Here is an 18148-nt window from a genome sequence, read left to right on the forward strand (position 1 = left end):
CAGATTTCTCCTCTTCCGAGAAAATAGAATTGGGTCCTAATTTGTTCATGGAGCGTGATCGAATTGTCCAAAAAAATTCTCATCCTCACCGGAGACGCTGCAGAATCGCTGGAAGTTTATTATCCTTATTTTCGCATATTGGAGGAAGGGTACGAAGCTGTAATTGCTGCCCCAAGCGTGAAAACATTGCGAACGGTCGTCCATGATTTTGAGGGCTGGGACACGTACACGGAAAAACCCGGCTACCAGTTGAGCTCACACATCGCTTTTTCCGAAGTGGACCCTGCCGAGTACGACGGGCTGATCCTTCCAGGCGGCCGGGCTCCTGAATATATTCGGCTGGACGACAACGTGCCGCGCATCGTCAGCCACTTCTTTGAAGCCAACAAGCCGGTCGGCGCGATATGCCACGCAGCACTGATCCTGAACGTCGTCGGCGACCGTTCCTACTTCGAAGGCCGCTCCATGACGGCATACTCGGCTTGCAAGCCGGATGTCGAAGCGCTCGGCGCGACATATGCGAAGGAGACGCTTTGCGTCGACGGCAATATCGTATCCGGGCATGCTTGGCCGGATCTGCCCGGGTTTATGCGCGAATTCCTGAAGCAGGTGAACAGCCGCTAATAGCTGCCGTACAACAACAAATGAGCAGGCATCATCAGCCTGCTCGTCATCGGAAGGCCGTAACTTGGTTACGGCCTTTATTTTTGGAGCGGTACAGCAAATCGTCCGCTTCTTGGTAAATATCGGTGAATGATGATTGACCGTTTCTCGTCGCGGTAATCCCAATGCTGACCGTGCAGCGGATAGAAGTTCCCTTATCATGACCCGACACAATTGCCATTTCCACGTTTTCCCTTATGGATTCCGCTAAAGCAAGCGCCTCGGGCAAATCGACCTCGGGCAAAGCTGCGGCGAACTCCTCACCCCCCATCCTTCCGACCATGCCTTTAGCCCCCACCGCGTTTCGTATGATAGCGGCCACTTGGGATAGCGCCTCATCTCCTGCCCGATGGCCGTATTGATCATTGATGGATTTGAAGTAATCAATATCGATTAACATGAAGGAGAGCGGGGTACGCTGGCTCATCCATAGCGCAGTCTGCTCAAGCACGACCTGCCGGTTATAGACCTGCGTCAAACCGTCGATCGTTGCCCGCTTGACGAGTTCCTCTTCATAAGCGACGCGCTCGCTGATATCCGTGCAAATAAATAACGTACCGATATGCTGATTTCTTGAACGGATAGGAATCAGGTTGAAGGCATAATGATAGGGGGGGATATCTAGGCGGTACTCGGATGGTTGCGTTTTATCTGTTTGATCATATTGCTCAAGCATGTCCTGCTGCTCTTCAAGGATGGAGCGAAGGTTCGTGCCGAGCAGTTTACGGCCATTAGGATTCAAGCCGATCCGCTCAATCACACGCTTCGCCGAAGGGTTCACGTCTAGGATGATACCGTTCGTATCCATCACGAGCACACCTTCATGCATATGCTCAATGATGATATCCTTGGCAATCGGTCGCACGCGCAGCAATTTGTAATGAAAGATGGCCAAACAGAGCAGCAGCCCTCCAGGCACAGAAGACACGGATACACTGGCTTCAAAATGTAAGAAACCTGACAAAGAATTTAAGAGCAATGGGACGAGGGCACTAGCGAGAATGAGCCAATATTGAATACGGTTAAAACGCGATACACTTTTTAAACTGTAAAGCAGTCTGATCATGGCGATAGCTCCTATGATTCGCGTATAGCAGATAAACAGCATACTCAGCATCGTGGATTGAATCTGTATGCGGGAAGCATCTCCGAACGGCTCGATTTCGATATGACTGCGCATCAGATGATGGAACGGATCCGTAAAGATCAGAAGCAAGTAAATGACGCACGGTATCACCAGCCAAACTAATTGCTTGCGCACCTTCTTAACATCAATGCCGATCAATTCCATGACCATGCCGTATAAGCATAATGGAGCAATAAATAACGGAATTTGCTCGAAATTCCGCCACTGTAATTTCGCAGCAAGCCCGTGTGCCAGCAGCTCACCGATACTCGCGACGGCTAGGATCGCACTTAAAAACATGGAAATGATAAAATAATTGGCTCCGGGGGCGCTGCGAAACCGCAGTGTATACACCATTAACACTAAAAATACCAAGAAGCTAAAAAGTGTTGAGAACGGGAAGCTGGTATGCAGCAGCATGGTGATGACCTCGTTGTTAGACATTGTTCGTATCTAATTATTCTAATTTGAGCATGGATGCGATTTCAATGTTAAATTATACCACATGGATAAGCAAGCATGAATCTGAAGCCGTCGCTAGATGAAAAGCCGGATGTTCATGCAGGCACTCTTTCGTTTGTATAGATAGTTATACTATAATATAGCTATATTTTGAGAGAGCGATGAGGTGGGGAAAGTGTCAGGGCAGCCTTGGAAGGCCCACGAGGCGGAAGCGGATCATCACGGAAGAGATGTTCTTCATCTATACTTCATGGTCGCGGACAGCGCTAATGAGGGGATCGACGTATTGGCGGGCGATTTGGCCGCCGCCTTGCAGAAGATGATCTACATGCTGGATGACCGCAGCACTGGAAACAGAAAAAAGGCCGCCTTGCAAGATGAGCATGCATTCTACGAGGCGGTGCGGGGAGAGGCCTCGCTGCATCTGGTCTCCTGCGGCACAGCCGATTTGTTCGGCATCACGCCCGTTACACGTGCAGCAGGCAGGATGGTCCAATTGGTCAGCGATACGCGAAGTGTAGAGCGGCTGCAGCAGCGCTGCGCCGAATTGCCGGCAGCAACTGTCCTGGCATACGAGCACATGCTAAACCTCTTGGCGGCGAAACCTGCAGCACTGCGGCTGGAATGGACCGCACCAAGTGGTGAGCAGGCTGCCGCGGAATTGAGTATCGAAGAGCTGCAGCGCGCCTGTGCGATGATCAATGAAGTGACAGTAACTGAGGAACACTTTCCTGTTAAAGGAACTTTGACTATGTTGAATCCGGCCAAGAGGACTTTCCACATGGTAGGGGAAGACGGTCAGAGCTACAAAGGACGGTTATCTGACAGCGTCCGGCAGCAATACGGGAAGGAGCGGGAAGCTCCTATGCTGCCGGTCAAAGCGGAGGCTGTTATGGAGAGACGAACCACACTTCAGGTATGCGTCCAAATTAAATCATTTGCCGATACGCTCATCGAGCTGGATACGAATATCGGGCTGGATGTTCAGGAAACCTATTACACCATGCAAGAACTGTATGAACGGCTGGATATTTACTTGGACAGTGACGACAGCGATTTTATCCCGCGCCTGGCGCAGTCGCTGGCTGCTTACGCCGAGCTTGCGCCGCTGCTGGACGAGCTGGCTGCCAGTCCTCCGGCGAAGGGAGCGCACGGACGACTGGAGGCAGCGGACCTGATGGAAGCGCTGGACCTGCTGGCGCCGGGAAGGCCGATAAGCAGGCTGGTGCAGTTCAGCGAACAGCTGCTTCCTGCCCACGAGACGGGCGAGTATCACGGCGGCTCCGCGGCGCAGGCTTCACAGCGCAAGCATTCAGACAAGCTGTCGCAATATTTCACAGCCGCTTACGCGAATCATACGCGCCTGCTGAAGCTGCTGGTGGCAATGATTCACGCGCTGGAATAGCCAGCCTCCTAAGCGTGTGGCGATCGGCTCAACGAACGAGGCCGGTACTTTCGATGACGACCCGCGTATCGACTTGAAATTGAACGTTCGGGTAAACGTTCCGCCAATATTCGTAGTCCTGCTCACTGCCGAAGTATTGGGCCAAATAACGAAGACCGAAACCGTATGGGTCCACGCCGGCATCGCGGATTTTCACCAACAGGTCTTCCAACGATTTATTCAAGCTCTGTTCCAAGACCGATTGCGCTTTGGCCACGTTGCTGTCCATTAAACTGACGGTGCTTTCCTCCACCATTCCCGTAACCTTAAGGCGCAGATGGACGACAGGCACATCGCCTTTGTCGATAGAGACGTCACGAGACACGCGCGAAATGAACAAAGCGAGCCGTTTGCCTTTGTAATCGGCGGCAATGCCGGAACGGTTGAATTTATTTGCACTTAAATTGAAAATCTTTGTTTCTTCGGGATCCAGCGTCAGGGTCTCTTTTTTTTTGTTCAATAATACAAGCCGTTCCGCCACATAAGAGTCTCCGTCAAAGCTGACAACGGGCAAAAAGGGATCTAAGCCTTTCTCCTTGAACCTGCGGAAGCTGTCGAACAAATACTCTGTCACCGTGTAAGGAGATTCGGTTCCTTCCCGGCCGAAGGTGAGGAAGAAGGCATTGCCGGTCAGCCGCTCTGTCGTCGGATTGGCGGATAGCACATCGAAGGCGTTCGGTGAGGCAACGGCCAAGAAGGAAATGAGCTGCACATCCCGGCGCCGGCTCAGCCAATTCAGCGGTTCCGCCATCGATTCTTTGACCAGCTTGTCCCCGAACAGGAAAACCCGGCAATGTCCAAAGTCGAACTCCTTGTCGACATGGGCTTTGAGATTGCGGATCCCCTCAGCGATGCTGGGGGATTCCACCTTTTCGACCTGGCTTTCTGCCAGCCCTTCGCCTACTTTGGAGGCGGGAATGGCCAGCCGCAGGGTGATCAGATACGGTTTATCTTTTTTACCCGTCCAATCAACGCCCATCGCCACCACAAAAAAACGCTTGTCGATGTCTTTAAATTCACAGCCGCTGATCCAAACAAGAAGAATAAAGCAAAGCAGCGCTTTTCTCATTGGGTGGATCCCTCTTTTCTTTTTTTCCATACGAAATAGAGCATGATCAGGACAAAGACGATTTCGTTGAAAAATCGGGTAATCAGCCAAACTTCAGAAACCATCTGGTTTCGCTCCACATTGATGAACCGCATGTATAGAAAAGACAAAGCGGCTGCCGCCAGGGCGAACCACAGGTTGATTGGACTGGCCGGAGCTTCCTCGACCGAAGAGAAGCGGTTCATGGAATGGCGGATGAGCAGGATCGCGATATGCCACGTATTCATGATGAACAACAGGGACACACCGGTAAAAATTAACAGAAAAACGAACAGTACCCGATTGATGAAACCGTACTCCATGACCATGGAATCAGCAGTCATACTCCATAAGTAGACGTAGTCTTCGACAGCCTCTGTACCGTGAAAGCCAATGGGCACAAAAAAGGTGACGGCCAGGAAGAAAGTTGCGAATAAAGGCACGATCCAGCGAAAACGAAAGCGAAAGCCTTGCTGATGAAACCGGTTGAAAACGATCAGACTCATAAAGCCGGAAAATAAAAAGCTTCCGGCGGCAATCGTGATGAAGGAAGGCGGCCTCGAGATATAGCCGGAAACGTAGCGGATTGCATGCCAATCCATCCCTGGATTGAATATCGCTTTCATCAGAAACATAATCAGCAGCGGCGAAAAAATAATAATCATAATTTCATGGACGTATTGCACCGTCCGGGTCGAACGGCTGCTTGCCCATACTGCAGCACCGGCCATAAGCAGCAAGTTGATGAAGGGGTTCATCTCCGGGTAGAAGAACATACGTACGGTTTCGGAATACGAGTAAATGACGATGGCTCCGGCCGGTAACCAGGTGAGCAATGCGCCATACATGTTGATGGTAATTGTGAGCCAGCGGGGGAAGTACATATCGCACAGTTCCGGGAAACCGAGTCCGGGAAAATGTTCATAGCAAGCCATGGAGGTCAGCGACAGAACCGAGCCGATCGCAAGCGCGATCAGCATGCCCATGACGGCGCCGTGGAAGCGCTCTTTGATGAGAAAGTAGGGGACGAACATCATAATGTTGATCATCCCCACATATAAGACATGGTAATACGTATGCCGGGATCCCACTCATTTGCCTCCTCCATGCCTGCTCTTGTTTTTGGGGTTGTAAAGATTCAGATACGGTTCACCAAAGCTGCGAAGATTACACCAATACACGATTAAGGCAAAAAATAACACAACGACGCCTAACAAGCCGTAAAAGATCGCGATGGTCACGAACAAATATTTGACGAACCGGATGGAATAGCTAAAGCTATTGTTCGGTATGACGAAATTGGATATCGCCACAACGGAAGTGACGATAATCATGATGCTGCTCACGAGACCCGCTTGTTGAATCGATTGGCCCAGAATTAACCCCCCTACGGTTGTAGCCGTTGAACCGATGGAACGGGGAAGCCGGATACTCGCCTCATTGAGCGCTTCAATCATAAACAACATGATAATAACTTCTATAAATGAGGGGTAAGGGACGACCACGCGGCTCCCGGCGATGGATAAGGTGAGTTGAACACGCAGCAATTCGGGATTATAGGAAACGATTGAAATATAAAGCGCTGGAAGCGTTAAGGTCAGAAACATCGCTAAATAGCGGAGGATGAGCAGCAGTTTACTCATCCAGAAAGATTCATAATCATCATCCATCGCATGCAAAAAATCAAATAACCGGGCTGGCAAAATGAGCCCAAGGCGGTTGCCGTCTTGCAATATGGCTACCTTGCCTCGTTGGATCATGGCGGCAATCCGGTCTGGGCGTTCCGTCTGAATAATGACCGGGAACAGTTTATATTTTCCAGATAGCTGTTTCATCAGTTGACCGGCAGCGCGCAGCATCTTGATGTTGAGCTGGGCGATCTGCTGCTGGAGTTGAAGAAGCACCTGCTGGTTGACTTCGTTCTTGTCGTAAAGCACGGTCACGCGGGTCTTCGATGTGACGCCAATGATATGCTGCTCGACGCACAGCGTCGGCTCATTATAGCGCATGCGGATCAGGCTGATATTCAAGTCCAGATCCTCCGTAAGCGCCGTCTGCGGTCCTTGCAGCGCCGATTCGATCTGCGTCGAGTCCGGCTTATCCTGCATCTTGCGCTGCACGTCGAAGCGGTATACGCGGCCTTCGATTTGGAACAGCACGCTGCCTTTCAGCAGCAGTTCCGTCCAAATTTCAGGCGCGTCCGCTTCGGCGAAATTGGGATTGGAATGAATCATGCGAAAAAATTGATCGCGATCGAAATTGTAGGAATAAGGGGACAGGAGGATGTCCTGAAGCAGGTTCTGATCACAGAGGGTGGGGAAATAACATATCTCCATCTCGTAATAACCGTTGTTCAGAATATCATAGAAAAAATCGGACGGATTATTTAATTCTTTGCGAATCCGTGCGATCATGGAATTCCCTCCAATTTCCAATAACAATTTGGACATAGGTTACCCAAGAATGGACACATGCATGCAGATTAAGCTTTGTGAGCCAAGATTTTTTTTCCAGGTGCGTGTTCAGGAAGGATGCGCTGTTCGCGCAGCAGCTGCCCTTGGTGAAAGAACGGCAAGGCGGCGAAAGCGAGCAGCATGAGAATCGTGAACAGCAGTGGACCTTGGTCAAAGCCGAGTAACTTCAGCAGGATGCCGCCGATCCAGGCGCAAGCGCTTTGCCCGATAAAGGCGAATCCGCTCGCGCCATAATAAGCTCCTCGCAGATGGGCTGGCGAGATGTCCCCGATGAGCACATCACCGATGACGAAGCACAGAATCTCGCCGATCGTAAACACCACCATCGCTAACGCCAATCCTGCCATATGATCGAAGATGCCGAAGCCGAACAGCCCTAAGCCGAACAGCAGGCAGCCGGCTTTCAAGGCTGTAAGCGGCGGGTAACGCTTCATCAGCTTGGCAAGCGGGTATTGCAGCACCAGCACGGACAAGGTGTTGATCACAAATAGAAACGAGTACGATTCAATCCGATCGTGTCCGATATACTGCGATAACGTCGTATCGAGATGCGAATAAGCACCGGCGACGAACACGTTGCCCAGCAGGAAATAAAGAAAGACGCGATCCGTAAACACGATGCGGAACATCATTTTCATCGGGACGGCTTCGGACTTCTCCTGAACTTGCTGCTTGAAGGCGAACATGAAGATGACGAGAACGAGAGCGTAGATGAAAAAGATCGCTGCGCTGCTCACAAAAGGCAGGATCGGATAAGCGCTCCCGGCGCCAAGCTTCAATCCTGCCAAAGGGCCGATGGCCCCGCCGACGTTGATGGCGAAGTAGCGTGCGTTAAAAGCGGAGGTGCGGCGCTCGGCAGGCGTTACATCCGCCAATAAGGCCCGCGCCGCCGGCTCAAAGACGCTGCGGCACAGCCCATTCATGGCGCTTAGCAGAAAGAAGAGCCATACGTCGTCCGCGAATGCGAAGCCGATGAGCACGAGGCTCCAGGCGGCCATCGCGGTCACCATCACCGGAAAGCGCCCGTACCGGTCGGAGAGAGCGCCGCCGACAAAGCTGCTGAGCGTTCCCGCCAGTAAGCTGGCTGCTAGAATAGCGCCGACGAGCGCGGGATCGATGCCTTTGCCTTTTCCTAAGTAGATACCCAAGAAAGGCAGTGTCATAAAAAATCCAGTGCGGGCGAGGAAGGTCCCGATGATGACCCCCCAGGCGACAGGATGAAATTGCGGTAAAGCCAACATGTTTCTCCAAGATTTGTTCATTTCAGGTCCCCCTAAGCATAAGGCGTAATAACGATGTGATCGGTTCCGATCAGGTTGAATGCACGGCTCGATATGCTTTTAGTATAGCTATCCGAAAAGGGATAAAAAGAGTATGATTAGCTTTAAACTGTTCACCTTTTATCGAAGGAGGAGCGAAATGGCGGTTGTACTGCATTTTTTAGAGCTAAAGTTTCATTATCGGGACCAAGAAGCAGGGAGACCCTTTCCTGTAACTGTTGATGGTCTTTCCAAAATATGGTTTTGTTCACCCCGATACGTCAAACTGATCGTGCGCAAGCTGTCAGAACTAGGGTGGATTGAGTGGCAGGCCGGCCGGGGACGCGGAAATACGTCTGTCCTGACATTGTTGAAGGACGCGGATGAACTGCTGCTACGTGAGGCGCAAGACAAGATGGAGCAGGGGAATGTCAAAGAAGCGATGGAATTGATGAACCGGTTCGGGGGCGCTGCGGTTAAAGACCAGTTCAGGAATTGGCTGTCCGAAGGAATGGGCATCTCTACGGAGACGGTCTCCGATAAGCTGTACGATACGCTGCGCTTTCCCGTGTACCGGACAATTGTGACACTGGATCCTGCGCTGGTGTACTATACGTTCGATGCGCATATCGCCGGACAGATGTTCGATACGCTAGTCCACTATGAGCATGAAAGCGGCAAGGTGGTCCCTTGCATTGCTCATTCCTGGGAAAACAGTCCGGATGGCCGGGAATGGTTTTTTTATTTGAAAAAAAGCGTGATGTTCCATCACGGCCGGGAATTGACCGCTCAAGATGTCGTGTTCTCGCTGAACCGGCTGCGGCTTCAACCGGAGCGCTTCGAGTCCAGCTGGATGTTCCGGGATATTGAGTGGATCGCAGCTTGGGATCAGCGGACTGTGCACATTCGGCTTTGCAAGCCGAACTATTTATTTTTGCGCTTGCTGGCCACCCTTCCTGCGAGCATCGTTCCCGAGGATGTGGTGCGGGAGCATGGGGAGGCGTTTGCGGGTAAACCTGTCGGCACAGGGCGGTTTCAGATGATCCGGCTAGATGAGGGGATCTGCGTGTTAGAGGCATTTACGGGGCATTTCCAAGGCAGGCCGCAATTAGATCGCGTCGAGGTGCTGATCTTCCCCGAGTCGGAAGCCGGCCGCTTGCGGGAGCCGGATTGGACGTCTGTTAGGAGTTCGAGCGGGGGATCGCTTCAAGACGAGCCCGATGTGGATGTGACCCAGGCGCGCCATGCGGTCCAGGGCGGTTACGATGCGCAGTGGTGCAACGTAGAGACGCTGTACGCCTGCTGTACGTTGCTCGTTTTTAATCAAAAGAAACAAGGGCCGCAGCGTCAATTCGCCTTCCGCCAAGCCTTGCATGCGATCATTGACCGGCAGCGGATGATTGATGAGCTGGGCGGCGACCGGATTTATCCGGCGCAGGGCTTCCGCCCCAACCCGCAGCCTGGCGGCACGCACTACCTTGACCGTATGAGCCCTGAGGAAATTCATGCTCACTTACGGGAAAGCGGCTATCAAGGCGAGTCGTTCCGCCTGGCGACGACCTCTTACCACGAGGCGGACGCGCTGTGGATTCGGGAGCGCTGCCGGATTTTTGGCGTAGATGTGGCGGTGGAGGTCAAGCATTTGGGGGATATGGCGGATCACCTGGCTATGCAGCAGTATGACGGGCAGTTGTACGGCAACGTGTACAGCCAGGAAGAAATTTGCGAATTGGAAATGTATTTGCAAAACAATTACTTTCTATCCGCCTTCGATGTGCAAATGACGGCTGCTGTCAGAGAGGAAACGGAGGCTTTGTTCCGTGAGCCTACCGAGCGGGCGCGCCAGCACCGGCTTGCGAAATTAGAGGAGCGGATTCGGGATTCGTACGCCGTGCTCTATCTGGTTCAAAAGAAGAGCAACATCTCGCACCATAAATCGGTTCGCGGTGTGACCATTAATCCTTCGGGGTGGCTGGATTTTCATAAGATTTGGTTCGCGCCGAATGAGCGGTCGGCGGCTGAGCGGGCTTGAGTGCGTAAGCGTGCGCATGTGGCGGTGTCGGTTAGCGGGGTGGGAAAAACGGCCTAACCGGGGAAATTATCCTTCCAGAAATGTAGGATAAGTGTCCGGTTAGGCCGTTTTGCTCAAAAAATCCTGCCAATTTTTGCAGGATCGTGCACGTGGAGGCGTCGGTCGGCGCGAAGGCTGTGCGCTGCCGCCAGCTTTATGTCTTTGCTAAGCGTGATACCGGTAAAACAAAGTTGAGTTGATGACTTTGGCAGCGGTGGGCATCGCTTTGGAGAAGAGGCTCCAGCCGGATGCGGAAATCTCCTCTTCAGGTACCTTTACATAGGCCAGTTGCCGCATGCCTTCGACCGAACGGACAACGACGATCGCATCCGGGTTCGTCCGCTGAATTTGTTCGAACACTTCGGGCTTGTTCGTAACAAGGCTGGCGATAAAAATAAGCGGATACTTCGCATAGTCGAAGGTGGTTCCGTTCCCGTGGACTATGGTGATCCGATCGTCCAAGCCTAGGCGCTGCAGCAATAGCTGTGCGCTTGCACAGGCTTCGGGATTCGTATCGACACCAATCACTTTTACCTGCATTTTTTGCGAGATGAGTATGGCGCTTAAGGGCAGGGGACCGCTGCCGATGAACACAATCGGTGATGCGTGCTGAAGTTCATGGGGAAGATGGGCCAATTCCCGTTCAATCAGATTTACATAATTATTCCAGTTTTTGAATTGCTCTAGGTCTGTTACGGTGATTGGTATTAAGCTGCTGTAGCGTTCGGATTCGAATAACTCGACCTGATACTCGGCTTCCGCCAATTTGGCTAACAGCTCGCCTTGGATATCCTTAATGGCTTCATTGTCCAAAACACTCTGAATCTCATCCGTCGTGTAGGACTCGCGAATTCGATTTAATAAATGGGCGATCGTATCTGTGACTGTAGTGTTCGCAGGTGTTAAGTCGGTTTCCCGCTGCAGTGTGGCGTGTGCGTCTTGAATCAATTCGATGAGTGCTAAAGCGCGAGCTGTCAAAAGCTGATCTGAAGTTTGTAGATGATATGAATCCATGGTTAGTGCCTCCTTTCATCCGCTTATCCGGCATGTGTTCCCCATTATATTCGGAAGCTGCTTCAATTAGTCGAGCTGAAATGGCCGTCGTGTGAAACCCGGTTGCGGTATCCGTGGTGCGGGTGGCGAAAATTCGTATTTATGCACTAGGAATTCTGGTAAATGGTGCTTGCCTGCTCTTGCTGAAATCGGTTACATTTGGAGTGACTAGCTTGTGTTTGAACATACTCTTGGATGAAAAAAAATGCGCGAGAGGAATGGATGGACATGTATGCGTTCGGATGGTGCAGCGGGATTGAGCGGGCAGAGGCTCTGAAACAGATGGGGTTCGATTACATTGAATGTGCGTTAGCTTCATTAAACTTGGAGAATGATGGGGAGTTTGCTGAGAAGCTCCCTTTGTATGTGAACAGCCCGATCCCTGTGCGTGCGTTTAATATATTTTTTCCGGGGGATCTCAAGGTGGTGGGGCCGGACGTCGATGACGAGCGTGTGCGGCGATATGTCCATAAGGCGGCTAAGGCTATCCATCAGATCGGCGCTGAGACGGTTGTTCTCGGGAGTGGAAGATCGCGGAATTGCCCGGAGGGCTGGGAAATGTCCCGTGCAGAGGAGCAAATCCTGCAGCTGCTGGAGCAGATTGGCGAGGCGTTCGTAGGGACCGGAGCGAAACTGGTCATTGAACCGCTGAATAAGAAGGAGTCCAATATCATTAACAGTGTGTCGGAAGCAGTCAGGTTGGCGCAAATGGTCAATCATCCGAACATTCGGGTGCTGGCGGACTTTTATCATATGGATGAAGAAGGAGAGCCGCTGCAAACGCTGATTGACAACAAGATTTGGTTGCAGCATATCCATATTGCCGATACAGGGCGGTTTTCGCCGGGAACGGGGCAGTATCCGTATGAGCAGTTTGTTCCTGCGCTGCGGGCAGCGGGCTATGAAGGCATGATTTCCGCGGAATGCACGGTGCGCGAGCCAGATGTGGAGATGCCGGTGAGCTTGGCTTTTATGCGGCGGACATTTGGCGGGGGGAGCGCGGAGGCGTAGGTGACGTGGCCAAAAAAAAGAAGATAGCGGAAAAGTCTTTCCGCTATCCCCCACCAAAAGCCGCTTGCGATCGGCGCCGTCCTGCCCGAGTAGCAGCCGCTCCGCTAGGCAATCTTTTCAAAATGAATCTGCAGCGAGCCGAAAAAGATTCTTCCCTGATTATAGTGCAGCTCACAGCGGTACCCGTACTTACGGGAGATGGACTGCAGGGCTTGATAGCCCGGGAGCTTGCTGATCAGTGACGTAATCTGCTGCACGACATGATTGGGCAAGTTCGAAAACATCGTCGTTGCATTAATGCCGTCGACGACAGAGATGAAGCTGGGGAACGCCGACTTGCTGAATTGCGCAATAGCTGTGCTGTCCTCTGCGATGTCGAGAATTTCTTTATTCAATCGATTGAGATTGATCGTAATATTTTTGTAAAAATAAATGCCAAAACCGATTCGATTCGTTACCGGATTTAATCGTTTTTTCCATTTGAAAAGAGCCGCTTCCAAATAGATTTCAAGCTGATCGCTAAGTTTGTCCCAGTTTAACATGGATGCCAGTTTGTTCTTCATAATCGAACTCCTTCAATTAACATAATTCTATATAATAAGGTTCGTGTGCAATTCGCTATTTTTGACTCAAATAGACATAAATACGACCATGAACCCAGTCGTTCCGGCAAGTTGCCGAAGGGGTGGGTCCATGGTCTTGAGTTGCTTGTAAGCTATAATTTACTCGGCTTCCTTCAGGACGGCAGCGGTGCGCTGGGCGGGCTTGCGAGTGGTCAGAAAGACCCCGCCTAAGATGAAAGCTAGGCCGGCTAATAAGCTCCAATGCAAGGGCTCGTTCAGCAGCGTGCTGCCCCAGATGAGCGCAGTCGCCGGAACGAGGTAGGTGACCATCGTAGCAAACTGCGGGCTTCCTTTTTGCACCATAAAATAAAAAAGAATATAGGCGATGCCGGAGCCAAATACGCCAAGCCCGATCACCATCGCCATATTGGCGAACGAGGCGAGGTGCTGTAATGACACAGGCTCGACGTTGAACGCAACGGCGCCGCTTCCCAGCATCGCGGAAAGCAGGGTGCCGAACGTAATCTGGTACATGGAGACCTCTTTCAGCCGCCGTGACAATTGGGAACCGAACGCATAGCACAACGTGGCGGCCATCATGCTGAGAAATCCGAGCACGTCGACGGAGATGATCGAATGAGGGTTGATATCCAATAAAATGATCAACCCGAGAAAAGCGACCCCCATGCCGATCCACTGCATCCGGTTGGTCGCGGTTTTAAACACGAGCGCGCCTACGACAATCGTCCAAAGCGGCGTTGTGGCATTGAGAATCGAAGCCATGCCGCTCGTTAATTTTGTCTCACTAAATCCGATTAAAGCCCAAGGAATAGCCGTATTTACTAAAGCCATGATGGCCATCGGCATCCACTGGATTTTGCGAAGCTCGAAAGGCTTGCGCAGCACGAGCATAATCACTGTAATCGTGATCAACCCGAAGCTGGATCTGAGGAAGGCGATCGTCCATGGACCAAAATCGCGCAGCAATTGCTTGATGAAGAAAAACGAGCCTCCCCAAATCAAGCTTAAGACGAATAACGCCAAAAAAAGTAAACGTGCCATATGATTGCCTTCTCTCCCCTGTTATGCCGGGATCATTCCCTGACATTTGATATTGTAATCAAAAACCAGCCGAATTTCCAAAATTACGCCGATCGCCGACGCGGCTTAAAAAGCGCTTATGCTGGAGATAGGCGTATTTTGTATTGGGCAATCGTTATGGTACCATAATCATACTTCGATGTACGACGAATAATGATTGTATGAAGGGAAGGGATCATGATGGAAATAAACCCGAACGTCTCCGCCATAGCTGCCTTGATGGGCGATCCGTCGAGGCTGGCGATGCTGATGGGCCTGCTTGGCGGCAAAGCGCTGCCTGCCAGCGATTTGGCGCATGCAGCCCGCGTATCGCCGCAGACGGCCAGCGCACACTTGGCGAAGCTGGTCGAGGGCGGCCTGCTGGCGCAGGAAAAATATGGGCGGCACAAATATTTTCGCTTGGCCGCCCCGGAAGTTGCGCACGCACTCGAATCGCTGCTGGCGATTGCGCCTCCTAAGCCCGTACGCTCGCTGCGCGAATCGGATGAGCTGCAGCATCTGCGCCATGCGCGTACGTGCTATGACCATCTGGCCGGCAAAGTTGGCGTAGCGCTGACAGATCGACTGCTTGAGCTGCGCTATCTGGAGCCATCCGGCCAGGACTATGTTTTAAGCCCGCAGGGCGAAGCGAAGTTGCGGAGCTGGGGAATGGACGTGCACGCCGATCCGAAGAAACGCCGGCATTATGCCCGCCAGTGCCTCGATTGGAGCGAGCGCCGTCATCATTTGGCGGGCAGTCTGGGGGCAGCGCTGGCGATGCGGATGTTCGAGCTGAAATGGATCGAAAGAAGACCTAACGGTCGGGCGATTCGTGTGACTGAAGAGGGCATTCAAGGCCTTCACAGAGAGTTCGGCCTGTCCGCCTCCGCCTTTGCAAATTTATAGGCATGTAAAAAACTAGGGAAAGCGTCCAAGCATTTACGGGCATAAATTCGTACAGTATATAGTCACCACAGTTGAGAACACAAGGAGGTAATCACGATGAGCAATTTCGTAGGAAATTCGGCAGCTATCGTCTTGGTTCTTTTTATTTTGCTTGTTATCGTTTTGACAACATTCGCGATCTAATGAACTGCGCTACAGACGTTCTAGAGCTTAGGTTCGGATGAAGAATGAAGAATGAAGAATAAAGAGGTGAGCTAAATGGGAGTTGCAGCAACAGAAACAGTCGTAGGCGGCGGTAGAAATGCAGCAGCCGTGCTGGTGCTTTTCATTCTCTTGGTGATCATCACCATGACATTCGCTTGGTAATGACATGATGTCATGATCCGGTCAGACCCGTGGACCCTTGGTGCGCCAAGGGTCTTATTCATGTTCACTGATTATTTTTATACAGGACTGATTTGTTTTATTGCTGCAGGAAATGAAGCCGCTCCAGGACGTCTGCACCGATTTAGGGTATTGCCACACGAGGAAAGGCACAGTTATAATTTTTTATAACTTCAATGAGATGGGTGTGACTTGCTCTGAAAATTCCGCTGATTTCACGTCTGATTGCCAGTCGTAAGAGCGCGCTTTTGACGATGATTGTCTCCAGCTTGTTCGTGCTGTTGATCCCGCTTGCCATGGGCGTGTTTTTGTACGCCAAAGTGGAACAAAGCCTGGAACAAAGCACGATTCGTTCCAATGCGGCGCTGCTGGAGCAGTTGAAGCTGTCGCTCGACAACAAATTAACGGAAGTCGATAACTTGATGCGGCAGGTCGCTTTTGACCCGAAGATGGATTACATGCTGAAGATTCCGGTCCGCTCCAGTGACACCGACAAATACCAATTTGTTGAATTCATGCGGGATAAGCTCGGCAAGTACCGGAACTTGACCAGCAATTTCATATTCGATTATTACGTATACTTCGCCGCCAGCGATACGATTGTCAGGCCGGATTTGCTGACGGATTCACAGAAATTCTATTCCATCTACTACGCATTTAAGGATATGCCCTATGAGCAGTGGCGCAAGCTGCTGGAGCAGGAGCACAAGATGTCCTATTTGCCGGTCGCCACACTTAGCATGGAGCAAACGGAGAAAAAGGTCATTACGTACATCCAATCGCTGCCGATCCATTCGCAATCTGAACATTTGGGCAGCATTGTTATTTTGATTGACGTCGATTATGTCAAGGCGTTGTTTGCCCAGCTGGAGTCGGCGAGCCATAGCGCGGTGTACATCATCGATGATGCCGGGAACACGATCATGAGCAACAGTGAGCAGCCTTTTCCATCCGACTTGCTGGGGCGGCTGCAAGAGGAGCAGGAACCGTTCGACTACCGGCTAATGGGCGTGGATCAGGTCGTATCGGTAACCCCTTCGCAGAAGGCAGGCTGGAAGTACGTCTCGATCATGCCGAGCAATGTCTTCATGCAGCAAGTGAATCAAATCCAGCACTGGTCGCTGGGGCTGTTCATCCTATGCCTGGTCGCAGGACTGACGGCTGTTAGCATTGGTGTTCACCGTACTTACAAGCCTCTGCAGAAAACGGTGCGCGCGATTATGAACGGAAAAGAGATGATCAAGCGTCCTTTATCGAACGAATACGAGTTCATCAGACAAACGATCGAAGGATCGATCCACGAAGAGCAACATTTACGCAGTACGCTCAAGCAGCAGATTCCTTTCATCCGGGCTAACTATTTGACCCGTCTTTTAAACGGCCATATGGATGTCAATGTATCTGCGGGGAGTGAAGAATCGCTGCGGTTTATGGATCTTAAATTTACAAGCGATCAATTTGCCGTCATCTTGGTCAAGATCGAGGACATGCTTCCCATTACGGGGGAAGATGAGCAGCAGTGGGCGCATGCAAGATTTATCGTATCGAATATCGGGATTGATCTGATGGGCATCTATCATCAAGGATTTGCCGTCGAGCTGGACCGGGACCGGCTTGCGCTGCTGCTCAATTTGACGGAGAGCCGGGAGACGCTTGCGGAGTCCGATATCAGGGAGATCGCTCAATCGCTGTACAGCCTCCTCTCAGAGCGGTTCCGCATCGGCGTGACCTTGGCCGTCAGCAGCATTCATAAGGGGTCCAAGGCGATTCGTGACGCGTATCCGGAAGCGTTGGCGGCACTTGAGTACAGGCTGACGATGGGGAAACATGCGATCATCCATTTTCAGGATATTGCCGATGCCAAGCAGCATTACTATTATCCGCTGGAAGTGGAGATTCAGCTCATCAATTTTGTGCGCAGCGGGGACATCGACAATGTCGGTAAGCTGCTCGATAAAATTTATTCGATGAATTTTGACTCCAGTCATATTACGCCGGAATTAGGACGTTGCCTGTTTTTTAACGTGACGAGCACGTTCCTCAAGATTGTTAACGCAACGAACACGAGCCAGAGTGAAGTGCTGGGCGCGGACTTCGATCCGATCAAAGCAGTGTTCAGCTATCCGACAGCTGACGGCATGCAGCAGAAGACGAAGGAGCTGTACGAAACGCTGACGCGATCGCTCAGTGCCGAGCGCTCCGACCACAGCACGCAGCTGCTGCAGGAAATTATCGAGCTCGTGCACCGCAAACTCGGCGATTCCAATCTCGGGCTAGCGCTCGTTGCCGAACGTTTTCAGATGACACCGCCATACATATCGACCTTCTTTAAGAAAAATCAGGGCCAGAACCTCGTGGATTACATTACGCATAAAAGGGTGGAACAAGCCAAGCGGTTGATGGCCACGAAAGAGCTGACGATCGCCCAGATCGCGCAGACGGTTGGCTACAATAATGACGTCGTGTTCATTCGCGCGTTCAAAAAAATCGAGGGCATTACGCCAGGGAAATTCCGTGAAACGATGATATCGGACAGGACCGGCTCTAGTGCATAAAGGGCAGCCG

At 51.6% G+C, this 18148-nt stretch carries 14 protein-coding genes; 6 read left to right on the forward strand and 8 right to left on the reverse strand.

Annotation, left to right across the window (positions count from 1 at the left end):
* Positions 1–63: 63 nt before the first annotated feature.
* Positions 64–624 (forward strand): DJ-1/PfpI family protein, encoded by a 561-nt coding sequence (locus tag O9139_RS02200; protein WP_270877816.1) that lies wholly within the window; start codon positions 64–66, stop codon positions 622–624.
* 46 nt (positions 625–670) lie between these two features.
* Here the strand turns inward: O9139_RS02200 and O9139_RS02205 are convergent, their stop codons facing one another.
* Positions 671–2233 carry a sensor domain-containing diguanylate cyclase gene (locus tag O9139_RS02205; RefSeq protein ID WP_270877817.1) on the reverse strand — a complete coding sequence of 521 codons (1563 nt, stop codon included), beginning with the start codon at positions 2231–2233 and terminating at the stop codon, positions 671–673.
* A 184-nt stretch (positions 2234–2417) separates the two neighbouring features.
* Between O9139_RS02205 and O9139_RS02210 the strand changes: the two genes are divergently transcribed.
* Positions 2418–3656 carry a hypothetical protein gene (locus O9139_RS02210; RefSeq protein ID WP_270877818.1) on the forward strand — a complete coding sequence of 413 codons (1239 nt, stop codon included), beginning with the start codon at positions 2418–2420 and terminating at the stop codon, positions 3654–3656.
* A gap of 28 nt (positions 3657–3684) precedes the next feature.
* Here the strand turns inward: O9139_RS02210 and O9139_RS02215 are convergent, their stop codons facing one another.
* From O9139_RS02215 to O9139_RS02230, 4 genes are all read right to left on the reverse strand, one after another.
* Entirely contained in the window at positions 3685–4764 is a 1080-nt protein-coding gene (locus tag O9139_RS02215) for a Ger(x)C family spore germination protein (protein WP_270877819.1), read from the reverse strand.
* Positions 4761–5873 carry a hypothetical protein gene (locus O9139_RS02220; protein ID WP_270877820.1) on the reverse strand — a complete coding sequence of 371 codons (1113 nt, stop codon included), beginning with the start codon at positions 5871–5873 and terminating at the stop codon, positions 4761–4763. Before O9139_RS02220 ends, O9139_RS02215 begins: the two co-directional genes overlap by 4 nt.
* On the reverse strand, positions 5874–7196 hold the full coding sequence (locus O9139_RS02225; protein ID WP_270877821.1) for a spore germination protein: 1323 nt from the start codon (positions 7194–7196) through the stop codon (positions 5874–5876).
* A 68-nt stretch (positions 7197–7264) separates the two neighbouring features.
* Positions 7265–8518 (reverse strand): MDR family MFS transporter, encoded by a 1254-nt coding sequence (locus tag O9139_RS02230; RefSeq protein WP_270877822.1) that lies wholly within the window; start codon positions 8516–8518, stop codon positions 7265–7267.
* Positions 8519–8675: 157 nt separating this feature from the next.
* On the opposite strand from O9139_RS02230, the gene O9139_RS02235 reads away from it, so the two are divergent.
* Positions 8676–10547: an SgrR family transcriptional regulator gene (locus O9139_RS02235; protein ID WP_270877823.1), complete on the forward strand. Its 1872-nt coding sequence runs from the start codon at positions 8676–8678 to the stop codon at positions 10545–10547.
* A gap of 204 nt (positions 10548–10751) precedes the next feature.
* On the opposite strand, the gene O9139_RS02240 is transcribed toward O9139_RS02235, so the two are convergent.
* On the reverse strand, positions 10752–11600 hold the full coding sequence (locus tag O9139_RS02240) for a nicotianamine synthase family protein (protein ID WP_270877824.1): 849 nt from the start codon (positions 11598–11600) through the stop codon (positions 10752–10754).
* Between the two features lie 261 nt (positions 11601–11861).
* Between O9139_RS02240 and O9139_RS02245 the strand changes: the two genes are divergently transcribed.
* Positions 11862–12650, forward strand: coding sequence for a sugar phosphate isomerase/epimerase family protein (locus O9139_RS02245; protein ID WP_270877825.1), 789 nt, complete (start codon positions 11862–11864; stop codon positions 12648–12650).
* 104 nt (positions 12651–12754) lie between these two features.
* Here the strand turns inward: O9139_RS02245 and O9139_RS02250 are convergent, their stop codons facing one another.
* Both O9139_RS02250 and O9139_RS02255 read right to left on the reverse strand, forming a co-directional pair.
* Positions 12755–13213: a hypothetical protein gene (locus tag O9139_RS02250; RefSeq protein WP_270877826.1), complete on the reverse strand. Its 459-nt coding sequence runs from the start codon at positions 13211–13213 to the stop codon at positions 12755–12757.
* A 159-nt stretch (positions 13214–13372) separates the two neighbouring features.
* Entirely contained in the window at positions 13373–14275 is a 903-nt protein-coding gene (locus O9139_RS02255; RefSeq protein WP_270877827.1) for a DMT family transporter, read from the reverse strand.
* A 219-nt stretch (positions 14276–14494) separates the two neighbouring features.
* Here O9139_RS02255 and O9139_RS02260 point away from each other — a divergent pair, with 219 nt between their 5' ends.
* Positions 14495–15199 (forward strand): ArsR/SmtB family transcription factor, encoded by a 705-nt coding sequence (locus tag O9139_RS02260; RefSeq protein WP_270877868.1) that lies wholly within the window; start codon positions 14495–14497, stop codon positions 15197–15199.
* A 638-nt stretch (positions 15200–15837) separates the two neighbouring features.
* Entirely contained in the window at positions 15838–18138 is a 2301-nt protein-coding gene (locus O9139_RS02265; RefSeq protein ID WP_270877869.1) for an AraC family transcriptional regulator, read from the forward strand.
* Positions 18139–18148 lie beyond the last annotated feature (10 nt).

Source organism: Paenibacillus aestuarii (assembly GCF_027789125.1).
In the GTDB taxonomy this organism is placed as follows: Bacteria; Bacillota; Bacilli; order Paenibacillales; family NBRC-103111; genus Paenibacillus_E; species Paenibacillus_E aestuarii.